The sequence below is a fragment of the Nocardia pseudobrasiliensis NBRC 108224 genome, assembly GCF_001613105.1.
GTDB lineage: Bacteria > Actinomycetota > Actinomycetes > Mycobacteriales > Mycobacteriaceae > Nocardia > Nocardia pseudobrasiliensis.
In genome coordinates, this window is record NZ_BDBS01000027.1 from 43,796 (window position 1) to 60,523 (window position 16,728).

14 protein-coding genes are annotated in these 16,728 nt (G+C 68.5%); 6 read left to right on the plus strand and 8 right to left on the minus strand.

Annotated features, from left to right (window positions below; translation table 11 throughout):
* The first annotated feature begins 194 nt into the window (after positions 1-194).
* A complete protein-coding gene (locus NP4_RS21100; RefSeq protein WP_245997509.1) occupies positions 195-1,013 on the plus strand; it encodes an IclR family transcriptional regulator in 819 nt (272 codons plus the stop codon).
* On the opposite strand, the gene NP4_RS21105 is transcribed toward NP4_RS21100, so the two are convergent.
* On the minus strand, positions 959-3,877 hold the full coding sequence (locus NP4_RS21105; RefSeq protein ID WP_147287906.1) for an ATP-binding protein: 2,919 nt from the start codon (positions 3,875-3,877) through the stop codon (positions 959-961). The two genes, NP4_RS21100 and NP4_RS21105, sit on opposite strands and share 55 nt — an antisense overlap.
* Before the next feature lie 295 nt (positions 3,878-4,172).
* Here NP4_RS21105 and NP4_RS21110 point away from each other — a divergent pair, with 295 nt between their 5' ends.
* The gene (locus NP4_RS21110; RefSeq protein WP_068000358.1) at positions 4,173-5,843 is read left to right on the plus strand and encodes an FAD-binding dehydrogenase; all 1,671 of its coding nucleotides are present in this window, start codon (positions 4,173-4,175) and stop codon (positions 5,841-5,843) included.
* Complete coding sequence (locus NP4_RS21115; RefSeq protein ID WP_068000360.1) at positions 5,840-6,538, plus strand: haloacid dehalogenase type II; 699 nt, start codon at positions 5,840-5,842, stop codon at positions 6,536-6,538. The genes NP4_RS21110 and NP4_RS21115 overlap by 4 nt, the downstream gene beginning before the upstream one ends.
* A gap of 2 nt (positions 6,539-6,540) precedes the next feature.
* On the opposite strand, the gene NP4_RS21120 is transcribed toward NP4_RS21115, so the two are convergent.
* Positions 6,541-7,578 carry a beta-ketoacyl-ACP synthase III gene (locus NP4_RS21120; RefSeq protein ID WP_068000363.1) on the minus strand — a complete coding sequence of 346 codons (1,038 nt, stop codon included), beginning with the start codon at positions 7,576-7,578 and terminating at the stop codon, positions 6,541-6,543.
* Positions 7,579-7,670: 92 nt separating this feature from the next.
* On the opposite strand from NP4_RS21120, the gene NP4_RS21125 reads away from it, so the two are divergent.
* Positions 7,671-8,255 (plus strand): TetR/AcrR family transcriptional regulator, encoded by a 585-nt coding sequence (locus NP4_RS21125; protein WP_068000367.1) that lies wholly within the window; start codon positions 7,671-7,673, stop codon positions 8,253-8,255.
* 4 nt (positions 8,256-8,259) lie between these two features.
* Here NP4_RS21125 and NP4_RS21130 read toward each other — a convergent pair whose 3' ends face one another.
* On the minus strand, positions 8,260-8,964 hold the full coding sequence (locus NP4_RS21130; RefSeq protein WP_211335839.1) for an HAD family hydrolase: 705 nt from the start codon (positions 8,962-8,964) through the stop codon (positions 8,260-8,262).
* A gap of 49 nt (positions 8,965-9,013) precedes the next feature.
* Here NP4_RS21130 and NP4_RS21135 point away from each other — a divergent pair, with 49 nt between their 5' ends.
* The gene (locus NP4_RS21135; RefSeq protein ID WP_068000370.1) at positions 9,014-9,814 is read left to right on the plus strand and encodes an ABC transporter ATP-binding protein; all 801 of its coding nucleotides are present in this window, start codon (positions 9,014-9,016) and stop codon (positions 9,812-9,814) included.
* Between the two features lie 3 nt (positions 9,815-9,817).
* Here NP4_RS21135 and NP4_RS21140 read toward each other — a convergent pair whose 3' ends face one another.
* The gene (locus tag NP4_RS21140) at positions 9,818-11,284 is read right to left on the minus strand and encodes an amino acid permease (RefSeq protein WP_068000372.1); all 1,467 of its coding nucleotides are present in this window, start codon (positions 11,282-11,284) and stop codon (positions 9,818-9,820) included.
* Between the two features lie 225 nt (positions 11,285-11,509).
* Here NP4_RS21140 and ggt point away from each other — a divergent pair, with 225 nt between their 5' ends.
* Complete coding sequence (gene ggt, locus NP4_RS21145; protein WP_068000374.1) at positions 11,510-13,459, plus strand: gamma-glutamyltransferase; 1,950 nt, start codon at positions 11,510-11,512, stop codon at positions 13,457-13,459.
* Positions 13,460-13,525: 66 nt separating this feature from the next.
* Here ggt and NP4_RS21150 read toward each other — a convergent pair whose 3' ends face one another.
* The 4 genes from NP4_RS21150 to NP4_RS21165 all read right to left on the minus strand — a co-directional run bounded on the left by NP4_RS21150 (position 13,526) and on the right by NP4_RS21165 (position 16,674).
* Positions 13,526-14,041: a DUF4333 domain-containing protein gene (locus NP4_RS21150; RefSeq protein ID WP_068000378.1), complete on the minus strand. Its 516-nt coding sequence runs from the start codon at positions 14,039-14,041 to the stop codon at positions 13,526-13,528.
* 214 nt (positions 14,042-14,255) lie between these two features.
* Positions 14,256-14,756, minus strand: coding sequence for a PH domain-containing protein (locus NP4_RS21155; protein WP_068000381.1), 501 nt, complete (start codon positions 14,754-14,756; stop codon positions 14,256-14,258).
* A 4-nt stretch (positions 14,757-14,760) separates the two neighbouring features.
* Positions 14,761-15,240, minus strand: coding sequence for a 6,7-dimethyl-8-ribityllumazine synthase (ribH, locus tag NP4_RS21160; RefSeq protein WP_068000384.1), 480 nt, complete (start codon positions 15,238-15,240; stop codon positions 14,761-14,763).
* A 183-nt stretch (positions 15,241-15,423) separates the two neighbouring features.
* The gene (locus tag NP4_RS21165) at positions 15,424-16,674 is read right to left on the minus strand and encodes a bifunctional 3,4-dihydroxy-2-butanone-4-phosphate synthase/GTP cyclohydrolase II (RefSeq protein WP_062511846.1); all 1,251 of its coding nucleotides are present in this window, start codon (positions 16,672-16,674) and stop codon (positions 15,424-15,426) included.
* Positions 16,675-16,728: the final 54 nt, after the last annotated feature.

Here is a 16,728-nt window from a genome sequence, read left to right on the forward strand (position 1 = left end):
GATGAGGCCTTGCAGATGGTGTGAAACATCGTTGCAATCGGCCCCGATATGCGTGCATGATCGTCGCGCCGAGCGTGGCGGTCAGAAGCCGGTGGCCTTCCGCTCGGGGGTTTCGGACATCGGACCGACGGCATCCGGATCGTCCGAAAACGATCCGCGGCAGCGGGAGGTCGAAGATGAACAGCGTGCAGGCTGTGACCAAGAATGCGTCCGCGGGCGGGCGCAGTGTGCTGGAGGGCGCGTTCGCGCTGCTCGAAGCGCTTGCCGATGGTGAGGATCGCGGCTTGACCGATGCGGCCGCGGCCGCGGGTCTGCCCAAGGCGACCGCGCATCGGCTGCTCGATCAGCTCGTCGCACTCGGCGCGGTCGAACGCCGCGACGGGCGATATACGTTGGGGCCCCGCACTTTCCGGCTCGGGCAGGCCTGGCGTCCGGCACGGCTGCTGCGGGCCGCGGCGGCGCGGCCGCTGGGTAAGCTCGCCGCCACCACCGAACGCGGCGGCTTCAGCCTGGCGGTGACCGAGGGCGGGCAGACCCTGCTGGTGGCCGGAATCGGGCGCGAGGTGAACGAGGCGTTCCCGCTGCGCGCGGGCGTACTGCTGCCGCCCGCCACGGCCGCGGAGAAGATTCTGCGAGCCACCGGCTTCGCCGAACCCCCCGAGGGCTGGTCACCGCGGGAGTGGACGCGCGCGACCCGCGCCGCCCGCGACCGCGGCTTGGCCTACGACCTGGATATGCGCTACGTCGGCGTGGCGTGTGTGGCCGCGCCGGTACACGCGCCCTCGGGCGCGGTGGTGGCCGCGCTGGCCGCGAGCACCTTCGATCTTCGTCAGGTCGATACCGTCGCCGAGGCCGTGCGCCGCAGCGCCGCACAGGTCGGCACCGAACTGGCCCGAATTCTGCGGGCCGAGCGGGCGGTCTCGCCGTGGACCGCCCGCGAGGCGTGGCCCGCGCTCGATCAGCCCGCGGTGGCGAACGGCTCGTCGCAGGCCAGCCACTCGCGCACGGCCTGAAGCCGGGTGGTGTAGCGCGCCCAGCCGAATCCCGATTCGGCGTGGTCGCGCGCCACCCCGTCGACCAGTTCGCGGGCCACCGTGCGATCACCGTCGGCGGCGGCCAGCGCGGCCGAGATCGCCCGCGCCGCAAGCCATTGCGTCCCACCCGGCGGCGTCTCGGCATAGACCCGCTCCAGTAGCGCACGCGCGGATTCCACCTCACCCTTGGCGATCAGGATGTCGGCGAGATCGATATCGGCCATGCTGATGTCCTCGCCGAGACAGGCCTGCGCGGTGCGGCAGTGGGTCTCGGCGACATCGAGCCGCCCGGCGGCCAATTCGACGGTGGCGCGGACCAATTCGTTGAGCGACAGGATCTGGCGGTCGTCGAGCCGCTTGGCGTACAGATCCGATTCCTCGGCCGCGCTCAGCGCCTCGGCCACCCGCTCCAGCGCCAGCAGGGCCTTGGCGGAGTTGCTCAGCCCGCGGGCCAGGCCGTGCTCGTCGCCGAGTTCGCGATCGATGTCCAGCGCCCGCCGATAACTGCCCAGCGCCGCGAGCGGACTGCCCGCGAACAGCTGGGCGGTGCCCCGGGCATCGGCGAACGCCGACATCCGGGTCCGATCGCCGACCCGTTCGGCCAGCAGCTCACCGGTTTCCAGGGCCGCGATGGCGGTGCGCAGCCTACCGCGCTCGATATCCACGATGCCCTGGTAATACCGCACGCCCAGCAGCAGCGCCTCGTCGTCGATGCCGCCGGCCAGCTCGGCCGCCTCGCCCAGCAGCCCGGCGGACTCATCCAGTCCGCCGGTCATGAGCACGTGAAAGGCGTGACGGCTCAACGCGTTCGCGCGTTCGGCCGCGGTCGCGCCGGGCGCGTCGATCAATGCCCGGAAGTGCCGCTGCGCCTCCTGATACCAGGACCGGACCAGCCACGGTTCGTGCAGCGCCGTCGCGAGCCGCAGACCGGTGTGCGCCCAGTCCGCATCTGCCGCATTCTCCAGTGCCGCCAACAGATTCGGCCATTCGGCGAAAACACCGGCCACCGCCGTGGCCGAGGCGAAATCGTCGCTCGCGCCCGCGGTCTCGACCAGCTCCAGGCACCAGTCCGCATGGCGCTGGCGCGTCGGGGAGATCTCCTGCGCGGCGGCCAATTTCGTCAGCGCGTAGGCGCGGATCGTCTCGAGCAGGGAGAAGCGGCGACCGTCGCCGTCGACGTGCACGGCGACCAGGCTGCGATTGACCAGTTCGGCCAGCGCCGGGGCGATCTCGGCGGCCTCGAGTTCCGCGGTCGGCGCGACAGACTCCGCGGCCTCGAGGACGAAACCGCCCGCGAAGACCGAGATCCGCCGCAGCACCGCCTGTTCGGAGGGTTCCAGCAGTTCGTAGCTCCAGTCCAGGGCCGCCTGCAGACTGCTGTGCCGCCCGCCCGGACCACCGACCAGCAGCCGCACCCGGGCGTCGATCCGCTGCGCGAGCTGGGCGACGGTCAGGGTGCGGGTCAGACCGGCCGCGAGTTCGATGCCCAGCGGCAGCCAGTCCACCGCCGCGCAGACCGACACCAGATCGGCCTGCTCGCTCGCGGTCAGCGGCCCGGCCGAGCGGTCGGCGAACAGCTCCACACTCGTCGCGCGATCCAGCGCGCCCAATCGGATCACGGTCTCGCCCGGATGATCCACCGCGCGCTGCGAGGTGATCAGCACGGTCAGGCCCGTCGCCTCGCGCAGCAGGATCTCGGCGGTGTCGCGCACCTCGCCGATCAGATGTTCGGCCCCGTCGAGCACCAACACCGCGTCGCGCAGCGCGGACGCGGCCGCGGCGACCCAATCCTGCTGCGGCGCATCCACTCCCAGCGCGACCGCCACGGTCGGCCCGACGGTCTCGGCGCGCTGTAGCAGCCCCAATTCGACCAGTGTCACCGCCCGGCCCGTACTCACCAGTCGCCGCGCGGCCTCGAGAGCCAGGCGCGACTTCCCGCTGCCCGGCGGGCCGACCAGGCTCACCACACCGGGCCGCGCGGCCGCGCCCAGCACCGTCGACAGCTCGCGCCGACGGCCCAGGAAGGTATCGGTCGGCACCGGAAGCGCCGTGCCGACCTCGCTGCCGACCGGTTCCGGCTCGGGCGTCGAACGGCCCGTGGCCACGCGCAATCCGGGATCGTGATTGAGGATGCGCAGTTCCAGCTCCGCGGTCTCCGGGGCCGGATCCACTCCCAGATCGTCCGACAGCGCCCGGCGCAGCCGCTGCAGGCGTTTCAGCGCGTCGGCCTGACTTCCGGTGCGGTACACCGCGGTCGCGTGCAGCCGGGCCAGCGGCTCGTGCAGCGGATGCTCGGCGACCAGGGCCGCCAGTTCCGCGATCACCTCCGCCTCGGCGCCGAGTTGCACGGCCGCGTCGAGTCCGGTCACGGTCAGGCCGAGCCGCCATTCCTCCAGACGCGCGGCCTCGGCATACGCGAACGGCACGGCGATCAGATCGGCCAGCGCCGGTCCGCGCCAATACGACAGCGCCTCCCGCGCCGCGGCCCGCACCTCCTCGTGTCGCCCGGCCCGCCGCGCGGCGTGCATGCGATCGGCCGCGGCCTCGGCGGCGGCCAGATCCGCGACGACGATGCTCGCGCGATAGCCCGCGGGTGAGCGCCGCACCGCGTCGGCATGGCCGCCCAGCGCCGCGCGCAAACGCGAAATGAGTACGCGCAGACGGGGAATCGGCCGATTCAGATCGCCGTCGCCCCACAGGTCCACGGCCATCCGCCCGTCGGGCACCGGTGTTCCGCGCGCCAATCCCAGCCGGACCAGGACCGCCCGCTCCAACGGCCGGTCGACGGCGATCTGCTGCCCGTCGGCCCGCACCAACACCGGGCCCAGTACATATACCTCCACGGGGGGCTCCTCCAGCCCGCCCCCGCGCTGTGGACTCGCTTCGCTCATCGCCCCTCGCGATCATTCTGTTGATGCACCGGACGCACGAATCTCGCTCCGTCAAAGCGGCTGCCGCATACATGGCCGTGCAGTTCGAATTCTACGAACATGAAAGGCCCCCGAGCGTGCCCGCGACGCAGATCATGGCCGACCGACCGTGCTGGGCGGAAGTAATCGGTCCGGTCAACGGACCGCCTCTGCTACGCTGAGCCAAACGGATACACTGATGTATCCAATCGGGTCGAACGGAGGGCATATGGCACCGCCGCAGCAGCCGGATGTGATCGTCGTCGGAGCCGGGCTCGCCGGGCTCGTCGCCACCTACGAACTGACCCGGGCCGGTCGCAGGGTTCTGGTCATCGATCAGGAGAATCGCAACAATCTCGGCGGACAGGCATTCTGGTCGCTGGGCGGCCTGTTCTTCGTCGACAGCCCCGAACAGCGTCGGCTGGGCATCAAGGACTCCCTCGAATTGGCCTGGCAGGACTGGCAGGGCTCGGCCGGATTCGATCGCGACGACGAGGACCTGTGGGCCCGCAAATGGGCCCGCGCCTACGTCGAGTTCGCCGCCACCGAGAAGCGCTCGTATCTGTACGACCTCGGCCTGCGCGTGACCCCGGTCGTCGGCTGGGCCGAGCGCGGCGGGGCCGCCGCCGACGGTCACGGCAATTCGGTGCCGCGCTTCCACCTCACCTGGGGCACCGGACCCGAGGTGCTGCGGGTGTTCCTGGAACCGGTACTGGCCGCCGAACAGCGCGGCCTGGTCGAATTCGCGTTCCGCCATCGCGTGGACGAGCTGATCGTGGAGGACGGCGCGGTCGTCGGCGCGCGCGGCGGCGTCCTCGAACCCACCGATCTGGAGCGCGGTAAGGCCTCCTCCCGAAATGTGGTGGGCGAATTCGAATTCCGCGCACCCGCGGTCCTGGTGTCCTCCGGCGGCATCGGCCACAACCACGAGCTCATCCGCAAGAACTGGCCCACCGACCGACTCGGCCCGTGCCCACAGACCATGATCTCCGGCGTGCCCGCCCATGTGGACGGCCGGATGCTGGCGATCAGCGAGGCCGCCGGCGGTCGCATCGTCAATCGAGATCGCATGTGGCACTACACCGAGGGCATCCACAACTGGGATCCGATCTGGCCCGATCACGCGATCCGCATCATTCCCGGCCCGTCCTCGCTGTGGTTCGACGCCAACGGAAAGCGGCTGCCCGCACCGTGTTTCCCGGGTTTCGACACCAACTCCACCATGAAGGCGATCCTGTCGACCGGCTACGACTACTCGTGGTTCGTGCTGACGCGCTCGATCATCGAGAAGGAGTTCATGCTCTCGGGCTCCGAACAGAATCCGGATGTCACCGGCAAGGATCTCAAGGTCGCGCTGCGCAGCCGGTTGACCAAGGGCGCGCCCGCGCCGGTGCAGGCGTTCGTCGATCACGGCGTGGACTTCGTCGTCGCGGACAATCTGGCCGAGCTGGTCACGGGGATGAACAAGATCGCTCGCGGCCCGCAGCTCGACGCCGAGGAGCTGGAACGCCAGATTCTGGCGCGAGATCGCGAGGTGGCCAACAAGTTCGGCAAGGACGCCCAGCTGATGGCGGTGGCCAATGCGCGCCGGGCGCTCGCGGACAAGATCGCCCGGGTCGCGACCCCGCACCGCATCCTGGATCCGGCGCACGGCCCGCTGATCGCGGTGCGGCTGAATGTGCTCACCCGAAAGACCCTGGGCGGCTTGCAGACCAACCTCGATTCGCAGGTCATCGGTCCGGGCGGCGAGCCGCTGCCCGGCCTGTACGCCGCGGGTGAGGTGGCCGGGTTCGGTGGCGGCGGTGTGCACGGTTACAACGCCCTCGAGGGCACCTTCCTGGGTGGTTGCATCTTCTCCGGCCGCGCGGCCGGGCGAGCCATGGTCCGGGCCCTCGCGTGATCGAACGACCCCGGGCCCTGCTGTTCGATGTGCAGGGCACCGCGACGGATTTCCATACCACCGCGGCCCGGCAAGCTCGGCGGCTACTCGGTTCCCGGTATCCGGATCTGAACTGGTCGCGATTCGTCAACGATTGGCGTGCGGCGTATTTCGAGGGCACCAAGGCGGTCGGCGACGAGTGGATCAGCGTCGCCACCATCTATCGCCGCGCCCTCGACGATCTGCTCACCCGCCGCGACCTGGAACTCGACGAGACCGCGCGCCGGGAGCTGACCGATACCTGGAAACGCCTGGACCCCTGGCCGGACGCGCGGCCGGGTCTACTGCGGCTGCGCCCGGCCTACACCCTGGCCACCCTGTCCAATGCCGATGTCGATGCGGTGGTGTCGATCTCGCGCCACTGCGACTTCCCCTGGCACGCGGTTTTCGCGGCCGAGATGGCCGGGGCCTTCAAACCCGATCCCCGCGCCTACACCCTGGCCGCCCGCTATCTCGGACTGCCGCCGGAGGCGATCATGATGGTCGCGAGCCACAAATACGATCTGCGCGCGGCCGCGGCCGAGGGGATGCGCACCGCCTTCGTCGCCCGGCCCGACGAATACGGCGATCCCGCCCTCGCCGACGTGGAATTCGAGGCCGAATTCGACATCAACGCGGGCGATTTCGGGGATCTGGCCGATCAGCTGGGCTGCTGAGTTCAGCCGATCCGGGGCAGGCTGACCACCTGGCCGGCATAGGCCAGTCCGGCGCCGAAGCCCAGCAGCAGCGCGGTATCGCCGGGCTTGGCCGCGCCGGAGCGCAGCAGCTCCTCCATCGCCATGGGAATGGATGCGGCGCTGGTGTTTCCGGTCTCGACGATATCGCGCGCGACCGCGACGCCCTCCGGAATGCTCAGCGCCTTGATCAGCGCGTCGATAATGCGCATATTCGCCTGATGCGGCACGAAGGCGTCGAGCTGATCGGCGGTGACGCCGGCGACGTCGAGCGCCTCGCGACACGCCTTCTCCAGGAATGTGACGGCCCAGCGGAATACGGCCTGCCCGTTCATCCGGATGTAGGGCCGCACCGTGGTGCCGCCGGTCGCCTCGGCCTCGGCGACCTCGGCGAAGTACTCCTGGAAGTCCTTGTCCTGCTTGATGGCCTTGGTCTGGCTGCCGTCCGAACCCCATGCCACCGGGCCGATGCCCTCGGCCTCGGCCGGACCCACCACGACCGCTCCCGCGCCGTCGGCGAAGATGAACGCGGTGGTGCGATCGGCCGGATCGAGCAGATCCGACAGCCGCTCCACGCCGATCACGAGCACATAGCGCGCCTGCCCCGAGCGCACCAGATTGGCGGCATTGGCGAGTCCGTAGCAGAATCCCGCGCAACCGGCCGAGACGTCGAAGGCCGCGGTGTCGTGCATACCCAGTTCGGTCGCCACGACCGCACCCGCGGACGGCCCCAGCACCATCTGCGAGGAGGTGGCCAGTACGACCGTGTCGATCTGCTCGGCCGCGATACCCGACGCCGCGAGCGCGTTGCGCGCGGCCTCGGTGCTCATGGAGATGATGGTCTCGTCCTTGTCGGCCCAGCGCCGCGCGGCGATGCCGGACCGGGTCTTGATCCACTCGTCGGAGGAGTTGATCTGCTCGACGATTTCCGCGTTGGGAACGACCCGCCGCGGACGGTATACGCCGAGGCCGAGCAGACCGGCGTGGGCGACGGGGGTGGCGGTGGCAATCTGGGCCGGCAAGACGACTTCCTCTCCACGTGAACCAATCGGTTCATCCGCCTACGATCTAACATGAACCGATCGGTTCACACAAGAGTCGGAAGGGGCTCTGAATGACTACGGCTGGACCGCGTGCCCGATTGCTCGCGAACACGATCACCCTCGTTCAGGAGCAGGGCGTGCACGCGGCCGGGCTCAGCGAGCTGCTCGAGCGCAGCAATGCCTCGCGCAATTCGCTGTACCAGCACTTCCCCTCCGGTAAGGGCCAACTCGTGGAAACCGCCGCGCGGATCGTGTCGCGCCTGGTCTACCAGCACCTGAGCACGATGGCCGATGCGCTGGCCGATGCGCCCTCGACCGGGCGCTGGCTCGACGATCTGTTCGCCTTCTGGCGTCGGCCGCTGGAATCCAGCGATTACCGCAAGGGCTCGTTCATGATGGCCGCCGCCCTCGACGAACTGGATCCGAGCGTGCAGGCGGCCGCGGGCCAGGCCTTCAAAGACTGGACAACCCGGCTCGCGGACGGTATGGCCGCCGCGGGCATCGGCCAGTCGGCCGCGGGACCGCTGGCCGGACTGCTGCTGTCGGTGATCGAGGGCACGATCGTGCAGAGCCGCGCCCTCAAATCCGTCGAACCCTTCGCCGACGCCCGCGCTCAATTGGCGATCCTGCTCGACCAGCACCTACCGGCGCACTGATCCGCTAGAGCAGACCGTAGGGCGCCAGCGCGTCGAGCAGTCCGGTCCGGCGCTCGAAGGTGGGCAGCGGGTCGACCAGCGCGAACTCACAGCCGATCGCGGTCGCCGCGCCGTCGGCCTCGGCACTGTCACCGACCATCAGGGCGTTGCGGGCGCCCACCCGCTCGAGAGCCCATTCGAAGATCCGCGGATCCGGCTTGACCGCACCGATCTCATAGGACAGTGCGAACGCCGCGACATGCGGATCCCAGCCCCGGGCGACGAAGGCGGGCCGGAAGTCGAAGGCGATATTGCTGACCACCGCGACCGGAATGCCCCGGGTCGCAAGACCTTCCAGCACCTTGCCGGTATCCGGATAGGGCGTCCAGCCGTCCGGATCCACACTGCGGGCATAGAGCCGCTCGGCCCGCTCGGCGGCCAGCCCGGACTGCCGCAGCACCTCGAGGTAGGCCTTGCGATGCAGTTCGGAGTCCAGATCCCGGTTGTCCCAGGCGTATTGGGCCGCTTCGTCGAAGCGCACCGACTGTCCGATCGGGGTCGTCATTCGGCGCAGAATCTCCGCCGATTCGTTCGCGTCCATCGGACGCCCATCGGCGGTGATGAGATCCGCCGCCCAACTCTCGTCGTCCTCGAGCCGGAACAGGGTTCCGGAGAAATCGAAAAGCACCGCGTCCACTGTCACGCGGGCCAGCGTACCGAGTCGTCCCATGATATGGCTCACACATCAGCTTGTCTGAGGAGTTTGCTACCGTGATCGCATGGCCGCCTCCCCCATTCTCCAGGTCGGCGCCGTCGACTTCGTGCGCAACCGCAATGCCATCCTCAGCGAGATCTCGCTGTCGGTGGCACCGGGCGAGCACTGGGCGCTGCTGGGCCCCAACGGTGCGGGCAAGACCACGCTGCTGAAGCTGCTCGGCGCCATCGAACATCCGACCCGCGGTTCGGTCGAGGTCCTCGGCCATCGGCTGGGCCGGGTGGATATGCGCGAATTGCGTACGGCCATCGGCCATGTCGACCCGCGTCACGCCCCGCCGTATCCGCTGACCGCGCACGAGGTGGTGCTGACCGGACGCACCAATACCGCCGATCTCAAACAGCGCTGGAGTCCGACCGCGGCCGATATCGCCGAGGCCGACCGGCTGATCGAACTGCTCGGGCTCGCGCATCGCCGAGATGCCCGCTGGCCCACCATGTCCCAGGGCGAGCGGGGCCGGGCGCTGATCGCTCGCGCGCTCCTGCCCGATCCGCGGCTGTTGCTCCTGGACGAACCAGCGACCGGATTGGATGTGGCCGGTCGCGAACAGCTCATCGACCGCCTCGACGGCCTGCGGGTCGCCCATCCGGAACTGGCCTCGGTCCTGGTGACCCATCACCTCGAGGAACTGCCGCCGGGCATCACCCACGCCATGCTGCTGCGCGCGGGCCGCAGCGTCGCCCAGGGTCCGGTCGAGCAGGTACTCACCGATGCCAATGTGAGCGTCTGCTTCGACCACCCGATCCGGCTCACCCGGATCGAGGGGCGCTGGCAGGTGCGCACGGACCGCTCGGTGCGGGCCTAGGGATCAGTCGCCGTCGATCGGAATATTCGCCACGACCGGGAATTCGCCCGTATAGCCCTCGCGTTCGCGGGCGATGCTCAGCACCCGCTTGCGGGCGGCGAACCAGCCGAGTACCAGCGCCGGGACGAGCACGATCAGGCTGGCCACCGTCCAGGTGCCCACCGGATAGTCGAAGGCCGTCAGCACCAGCACGGTGAACAGGAAGACCAGCGTGGCGAAACTGGTGTAGGGCGCGCCGAACATCCGGAACGCCGGGCGCTCGGCATCGCCGCGCTTCCACCAGCGCCACAGCTGCAGTTGGCACAGCACGATCGTGGCCCAGGACGCGAGAATGCCGAGTGAGGCCACATTCAGCACGATCTCGAAAGCCCGCGCGGGAACGAAGTAGTTCAGCGCGATACCGCACAGCGCGACCACGCTGGTCAGCAGGATGCCGCCGAAGGGCACGCCGCGACTGTTCATGCGGCTGGTGAACTTCGGCGCGCTGCCGTTCATCGACATCGACCGCAGAATGCGTCCGGTCGAGTACAACCCGGCGTTCAGACTCGAGAAGGCCGCGGTGAGCACCACGAAGTTCATGATCGAACCGGCATTGCCGATACCGAGCTTGGAGAAGAACGTGACGAACGGGCTCTCCCCCGCCGAATACGAGGTGTAGGGCAGCAGCAGCGCCAGCAACACCAGCGAACCGACATAGAACACCGCGATTCGGAAGATGACCGAATTGATCGCCCGCGGCATGATCTTCTGCGGATTCTCCGTCTCGCCCGCCGCCGTACCGACCATCTCCACGGCCGCGTAGGCGAACACCACGCCGGAGGTGACGGTCACCAGCGGCAGGACGCCGGTGGGGAACCAGCCGCCGGAATTGGAGATGACGCCGAAACCCGTACTCTGGCCCTCGATCTCGAAGCGACCGGCCAGGAAGATCGTGCCGATGATCAGGAACGACACCAAGGCGACGACCTTCACCAACGCCGCCCAGAACTCCAGCTCACCGAACCATTTCACCGAGATCAGGTTGATGCTCAGCACGATCAACAGCGCGATCAGTGCCAGGATCCACTGCGCGATCGGCTGGAACGGACCCCAGAAGTGCAGATACGTCGCGATCGCGGTGGTGTCGACGATGCCGGTCATCGACCAGTTCAGGAAGTACATCCAGCCCGCGACGAAGGCGGCCTTCTCCCCGTAGAACTCGCGCGCGTAGGACACGAACGAGCCCGACGACGGCCGGTGCAGCACCAGCTCGCCCAGCGCGCGCAGAATGAAGAACACGAATACACCGCACACCGCGTAGACCAGGAACAGTCCCGGACCCGCATTGTGCAGGCGGCCGCCCGCACCGAGGAATAGGCCGGTACCGATCGCACCGCCGATGGCGATCATCTGCAGCTGACGTGGCTTGAGGCTCTTGTGGTAGCCACTGTCTTCCGCGTCGAGGTACGTGTTGCCTCGCACTTGGGTCATCTGTCGGTTGTTCCTTCGTCGACTCCGTGAGGCCCTGACGTTACCTGGTCAATAGCCGGGCCTCGCACACTGGCCCAGGGTGTCGGCCCGCTGACACAATAGAGTGTTTTCCGGCAAATCTCGTCTGGCCGACTGGAAATAGCTGCGCAAATGCTCCGGTCGGACAATCGGCGCGAGGCGGCCGAATCGCCACCCGCCGTCGTACCCGGGCGATAAGGTCCGACCATGAGGCGCACGCGACAAACCTGGACCGCCGCGACCGCTGCGGCGCTGCTCGCCACGGTGGTGCTGACCGGTTGTTCATCTTCTGACTCCAACTCGGCGGATCGCACATGCGCCGATGCCCCGAACGGGACAATGCTGGCCGCCGCGCCCACGGGGCCCGCTCCGACCAGCGTGAATCTGGCGACCAACCCCGAGATCGCCACCGGCTTCCGCAGCAATATGACCCCGGTGCGCACCAAGACCTTCGCGGTCTCCTCCGCCAATCCCCTTGCGACACAGGCGGCCTGCCATGTGCTCGCCGCCGGCGGCACCGCGGCCGACGCGCTGGTGGCCGCGCAGATGGTGCTGGGCCTGGTGGAACCGCAGTCCTCCGGCATCGGCGGCGGCGCGTTCCTGATGTACTACGACGCCGCGTCGAAATCCGTCGACGCCTACGACGGCCGCGAGGTCGCCCCGGCCTCGGCGACCGAGAACTATCTGCGCTGGGTCAGCGATACCGATCGGACTGTGCCGCAACCGAACGCGCGCGCCAGCGGCCGCTCCATCGGCGTGCCGGGCGTGCTGCGGCTGCTCGAGCTGGCGCACAACGATCACGGCAAACAGACCTGGAAGGATCTGTTCACCCCGGCCGTCGACCTCGCCGACAACGGCTTCAAGATCAGCCCCCGGCTGGCGGCCCAGATCGCCCAGGCCACCCCCAATCTCGCGCGCGACGAGGGCGCCAAGGCGTATTTCCTGCAGCCCGACGGCACGCCCAAGCCGGTCGGCTTCAATCTCACCAACCCCGCCTACGCGAAGACGCTGGGCGCCATCGCCTCCGACGGTCCGAAGGCCTTCTACACCGGGGCCGTCGCACAGGACATCGTCGACGCGACCGCCACCACCTCCGGCGGTCGCACGCCCGGCCAGATCACCCTGGCCGATCTCGCCGGCTATCAGGCCAAGAAGCGCACGGCCCTGTGCACCGACTACCGCACGCACGAGATCTGCGGTATGCCCAATCCGTCCTCGGGCGGCATCACCGTGGCGGCCACGATGGGCATCCTGTCGAACTTCGATCTGTCGGTTCTGCCGCCGGATAATATCGACCGCAACGGCGGCAAGCCCAAGGCCGACGCGGTGCATCTGATCTCCGAGGCCGAGCGGCTGGCCTACGCCGATCGTGACAAGTACGTCGCCGACTCCGATTTCATTCCGCTGCCGGGCAATTCACCCGACACGCTGCTGAACAAGGACTACCTGAAACAGCGCGCGGGCCTGATCAATCCGCAGCACGCCATGGGCACCGCTCAGCCCGGCGATTTCGGTCCGGTCCCGGTCGGCAACGGCCCGCAGCCGCCCGAACACGGCACCAGCCATGTCTCGGTGGTCGACAAGTACGGCAACGCCGCGGCGCTGACCACGACGGTGGAATCGGAATTCGGCTCGTTCCACGTGGTGGACGGGTTCGTCCTCAACAACCAGCTCACCGACTTCAGCGCCAATCCGACCGCGCCGGACGGCGCGCCGATGGCCAATCGCGTACAGGCGAACAAGCGGCCGCGCAGTTCGATGAGCCCGACGCTGGTCTTCGATCGCGCCGCCGACGGCTCGCGCGGCAATCTCACGTTCGTCGCGGGTTCCCCCGGCGGCTCGGTGATCATCCAGTTCGTGGTGAAAACCCTGGTCGGCATGCTGGATTGGAATCTGGACCCGCAGCAGGCGGTGTCGCAGGTGGCCTTCGGCGCGGCCAACACCCCGGTCACCGGAATCGGCGGTGAACATCCGGCGATCAATGCCACCGACAAGGGCGATCACGATCCGCTGGTGCAGCGATTGCGTGAACTCGGACATCAGGTTTCGGTGGATGCCCAATCCAGCGGGCTGAGCGCGCTGAAGCGCGAAAGCGACGGTTGGATCGGCGGGGCGGATCCGCGCCGCGAGGGCGCGGTGATGGGCGACGGTAAGTAGCGGTTCTCGGTGACCGGGCCGGCCACCCCCGGCGATCGAAATCGCCGCGCCGGCCCGTTCGCGGGCTCAGCTGCTGAGGCCGACCGAGAACGAGTATTGATCGTCCTTCACAGCGGAGACGACGAAGGTCACCGGAACGGTCTTACCGCTCGCCTCGGTGACCGTGCACTTACGAGAACTGTTGGCCTCCATCTTCTGCAGGCCCTGGCAGTCGACCTTGGTGACCTCTCCGTCGGCGATCTGCCGGTACATCCGGGAGATCTTCGCCTTGGCGTCGTCGACGGCCACCACGTGGTCGTCGAACGCCGCCTCGACGGTGGCCTTGCCGCCGTCGACCTTGGTCACCTTGGCGGTGATCGGCCAGGTCTTGCCGGCGCTGTCATTGGCCTTGCACTTCACCGTCGCACCGGTTTTGGCGTCGAGCGCGCCGTCGCACGACGGGCTCGCGGGCGCCTCGGCGGCGGACTTCTGGAACAGATCGGCGATCGCGGCCTGCGTGTCCTTGTCGTCGACCTTGGCGACGGAGTTCGACGAACAGCCGACGGCGATCAGGACGGGCAGCAGGAGCAGCAAACGACGCATATGCGGTAAACCCTTCGACTTCTTCGGTCGGTGACCCCTCATCGGTCACCGAAGCTAAGAAGTGCTATCACGCTTCGCGGCTGTCGGCCACACGAAGGGGAAGTGCGTGATAGTGCCGCTGTTGCTGGTCAATTGCGACAACCTCAGATTAGGCACAATTCCGCGGTTTGTACGCAGAACGGACAGACTCACAGCGAATTGTCAGCATTCGCGCTCAGTTGCCCTGCGCGGCGGTGTATTTCGCGCCGAGCTCGCGGAAGCGATCCATCGCCCGAGCGGCGTGCTCGCCGTCGTTGACGCGGATGGCGAGCATCGGCGCGTACTCGTCACCGGCCAACTCCAGCCGGGCCCAGGACTTCTTGTCCGGGATCGACACGCCGCGAATATCGCTCCAGCGGAAGTCGGTGTCGCCCAGGATGTTCCGGATCGACACGCCGCCGGGACCGACCCGCACCCGAGGCCGCGTCAACAACAGCACCGCCCCGGCCAGCAGCAGGCCGAAGCAGACCAGCGCGACCTGATCGGCCACGCGCAGATTCACCCCGGTCGAGGTGTGCGGGGTCGCGAGACCCGCGATGGTGAAGGCGATCGCGATGACCGCCGCCACAATGCGCGCGGTGCGCGCCGAACGCCGCGGACGGACGATCAGATCCCATTCGGGTCCGTCGCCGTCGGCCCGCGGCGGTTCGCGCTTCCAGATTCGGACGACCGGCACGCGATCACACGCCCTGGCGCAGCGCCCGCAGGGTCAGGGCCGCGTCCAGCGCGGCCGCCGCGGCCTGTTCGCCCTTGTCCTCGGCCGAATCCGGCAGCCCGGCGCGATCGAGCGCCTGATGCTCGGTGTTGACCGTCAGCACCCCATTGGTCACCGGCGTGCTCTCGTCCAGCGACACCCGCGTCAGCCCCGCCGTCACGGCATCGCACACATACTCGAAATGCGGTGTCTCCCCGCGGATCACGACACCCAGCGCCACCACCGCGTCATGACTGCGGGCCAGGGCCTGCGCCACCACCGGCAACTCCATCGCCCCCGCACACCGCACCACGGTGATCTCCTCGACACCGGCCTGCCGCGCCACCCGCTCGGCATTGGCCACGAGCGTGTCGCAGATCTTGGTATGCCAGCGCGAGGCGACGATACCGAGCTTCAGCTCCTTGGCATCATCCAGCGCGAAATCCGGTACGCCAGTACCGCTCATCGTGAAGCTCCGCCTTTCTGTGTTTATTTGCCGCGCCTTCGGCGCGGCGGTTCGCGGCCCCCTGAGGCTCGGTTCTTCCCTCCTCCGCTTCGCTCCCCCGCTCCGTCAGTCCAGAAGTGAGCCGGGGCCGCGAACCTTCAGGTGCGGGGCCTCAGGACGATACGGAACCCTTGCGCTGTCCCATCATTGTGCTGTCTCGCCGAGGTCCAGGTCGTCCAGGCCGACCAGGTCGTGGCCCATGCGGTCGCGCTTGGTGCGTAGGTAGTGCAGGTTTTCCGGTGTGGCGCGGACGGGCATGGGGACGCGTTCGGTGATGCTCAGGCCGTAGCCGTCCAGGCCGACGCGTTTGGCCGGATTGTTGGTCAGCAGGCGCATCGAGGTGATGCCGAGGTCGACCAGGATCTGGGCCCCGGTGCCGTAGTCGCGGGCGTCAGCGGGCAGGCCGAGTTCGATATTGGCGTCGACGGTGTCGTGGCCGCTGTCCTGCAGCTGGTAGGCCTGCAGCTTGTGCATCAGGCCGATACCGCGGCCCTCGTGTCCGCGCATGTACAGCACCACGCCGCGGCCCTCCTTGGCCACCATCTCCATGGCCGCGTCCAGCTGCGGGCCGCAGTCGCAGCGCAGCGAGCCGAACACGTCGCCGGTCAGACATTCCGAATGCACCCGCACGAGCACATCCTCGCCGCCGTCGACGGTGAAATCGCCGAGTACCAGCGCGACGTGTTCGACCTCGTCGTAGATGCTCTTGTAGCCGACCGCGCGGAAAGCGCCGTGGCGGGTCGGAATCCGGGCCTCGGCGACCCGCTCGACCTGCTTCTCGTGCTTGCGCCGCCAGGCGATCATGTCGGCGATGGAGATCAGCGCGAGATCGTGCTCGTCGGCGAATACGCGCAACTCCTCGGTGCGCGCCATATCGCCCTCGTTCTTCTGACTGACGATCTCACAGATGACGCCCGCGGGTCCGAGCCCGGCCATGCGCGCCAGATCCACGGCGGCCTCGGTGTGGCCGGGGCGGCGCAGCACGCCACCGTCCTTGGCGCGCAACGGAACCACGTGTCCGGGACGGGTGAAGTCGGTGGACTTGGCCAGCGGATCGGCCAGCAGCCGCATGGTGGTGGCGCGGTCGGCGCCGGAGATGCCCGTGCTCACACCCTCGCGCGCGTCCACCGACACGGTGTAGGCGGTGCCGTGCTTGTCCTGATTGACCGCGTACATCGGCGGCAGGCCCAGCCGATCGCAGTCCGCACCGGTCAGCGGCACACAGATGTAGCCGGAGGTGTAGCGGATCATGAAGGCGACCAACTCGGGGGTGGCCTTCTCCGCGGCGAAGATGAGGTCGCCCTCGTTCTCGCGGCCCTCGTCGTCGACGACGACGACCGCTTTACCCGCGGCTATATCGGCGACGGCGCGCTCGATGGTGTCGAACCTGGTCACGTCTGTTGTGCTCCATCTCGATTTCGGTGCCACTCAACCCTACGGCCTGGGCAG

Excerpts from the sequence above, each read along its gene's own strand:
- NP4_RS21110 (WP_068000358.1), top strand. The coding sequence starts at position 4,173 with ATGGCACCGCCGCAGCAGCCGGATGTGATCGTCGTCGGAGCCGGGCTC.
- NP4_RS21125 (WP_068000367.1), top strand. The coding sequence starts at position 7,671 with ATGACTACGGCTGGACCGCGTGCCCGATTGCTCGCGAACACGATCACC.
- NP4_RS21130 (WP_211335839.1), bottom strand. The coding sequence starts at position 8,964 with ATGGGACGACTCGGTACGCTGGCCCGCGTGACAGTGGACGCGGTGCTT.
- NP4_RS21135 (WP_068000370.1), top strand. The coding sequence starts at position 9,014 with ATGGCCGCCTCCCCCATTCTCCAGGTCGGCGCCGTCGACTTCGTGCGC.
- NP4_RS21140 (WP_068000372.1), bottom strand. The coding sequence starts at position 11,284 with ATGACCCAAGTGCGAGGCAACACGTACCTCGACGCGGAAGACAGTGGC.
- ggt (WP_068000374.1), top strand. The coding sequence starts at position 11,510 with ATGAGGCGCACGCGACAAACCTGGACCGCCGCGACCGCTGCGGCGCTG.
- NP4_RS21150 (WP_068000378.1), bottom strand. The coding sequence starts at position 14,041 with ATGCGTCGTTTGCTGCTCCTGCTGCCCGTCCTGATCGCCGTCGGCTGT.
- ribH (WP_068000384.1), bottom strand. The coding sequence starts at position 15,240 with ATGAGCGGTACTGGCGTACCGGATTTCGCGCTGGATGATGCCAAGGAG.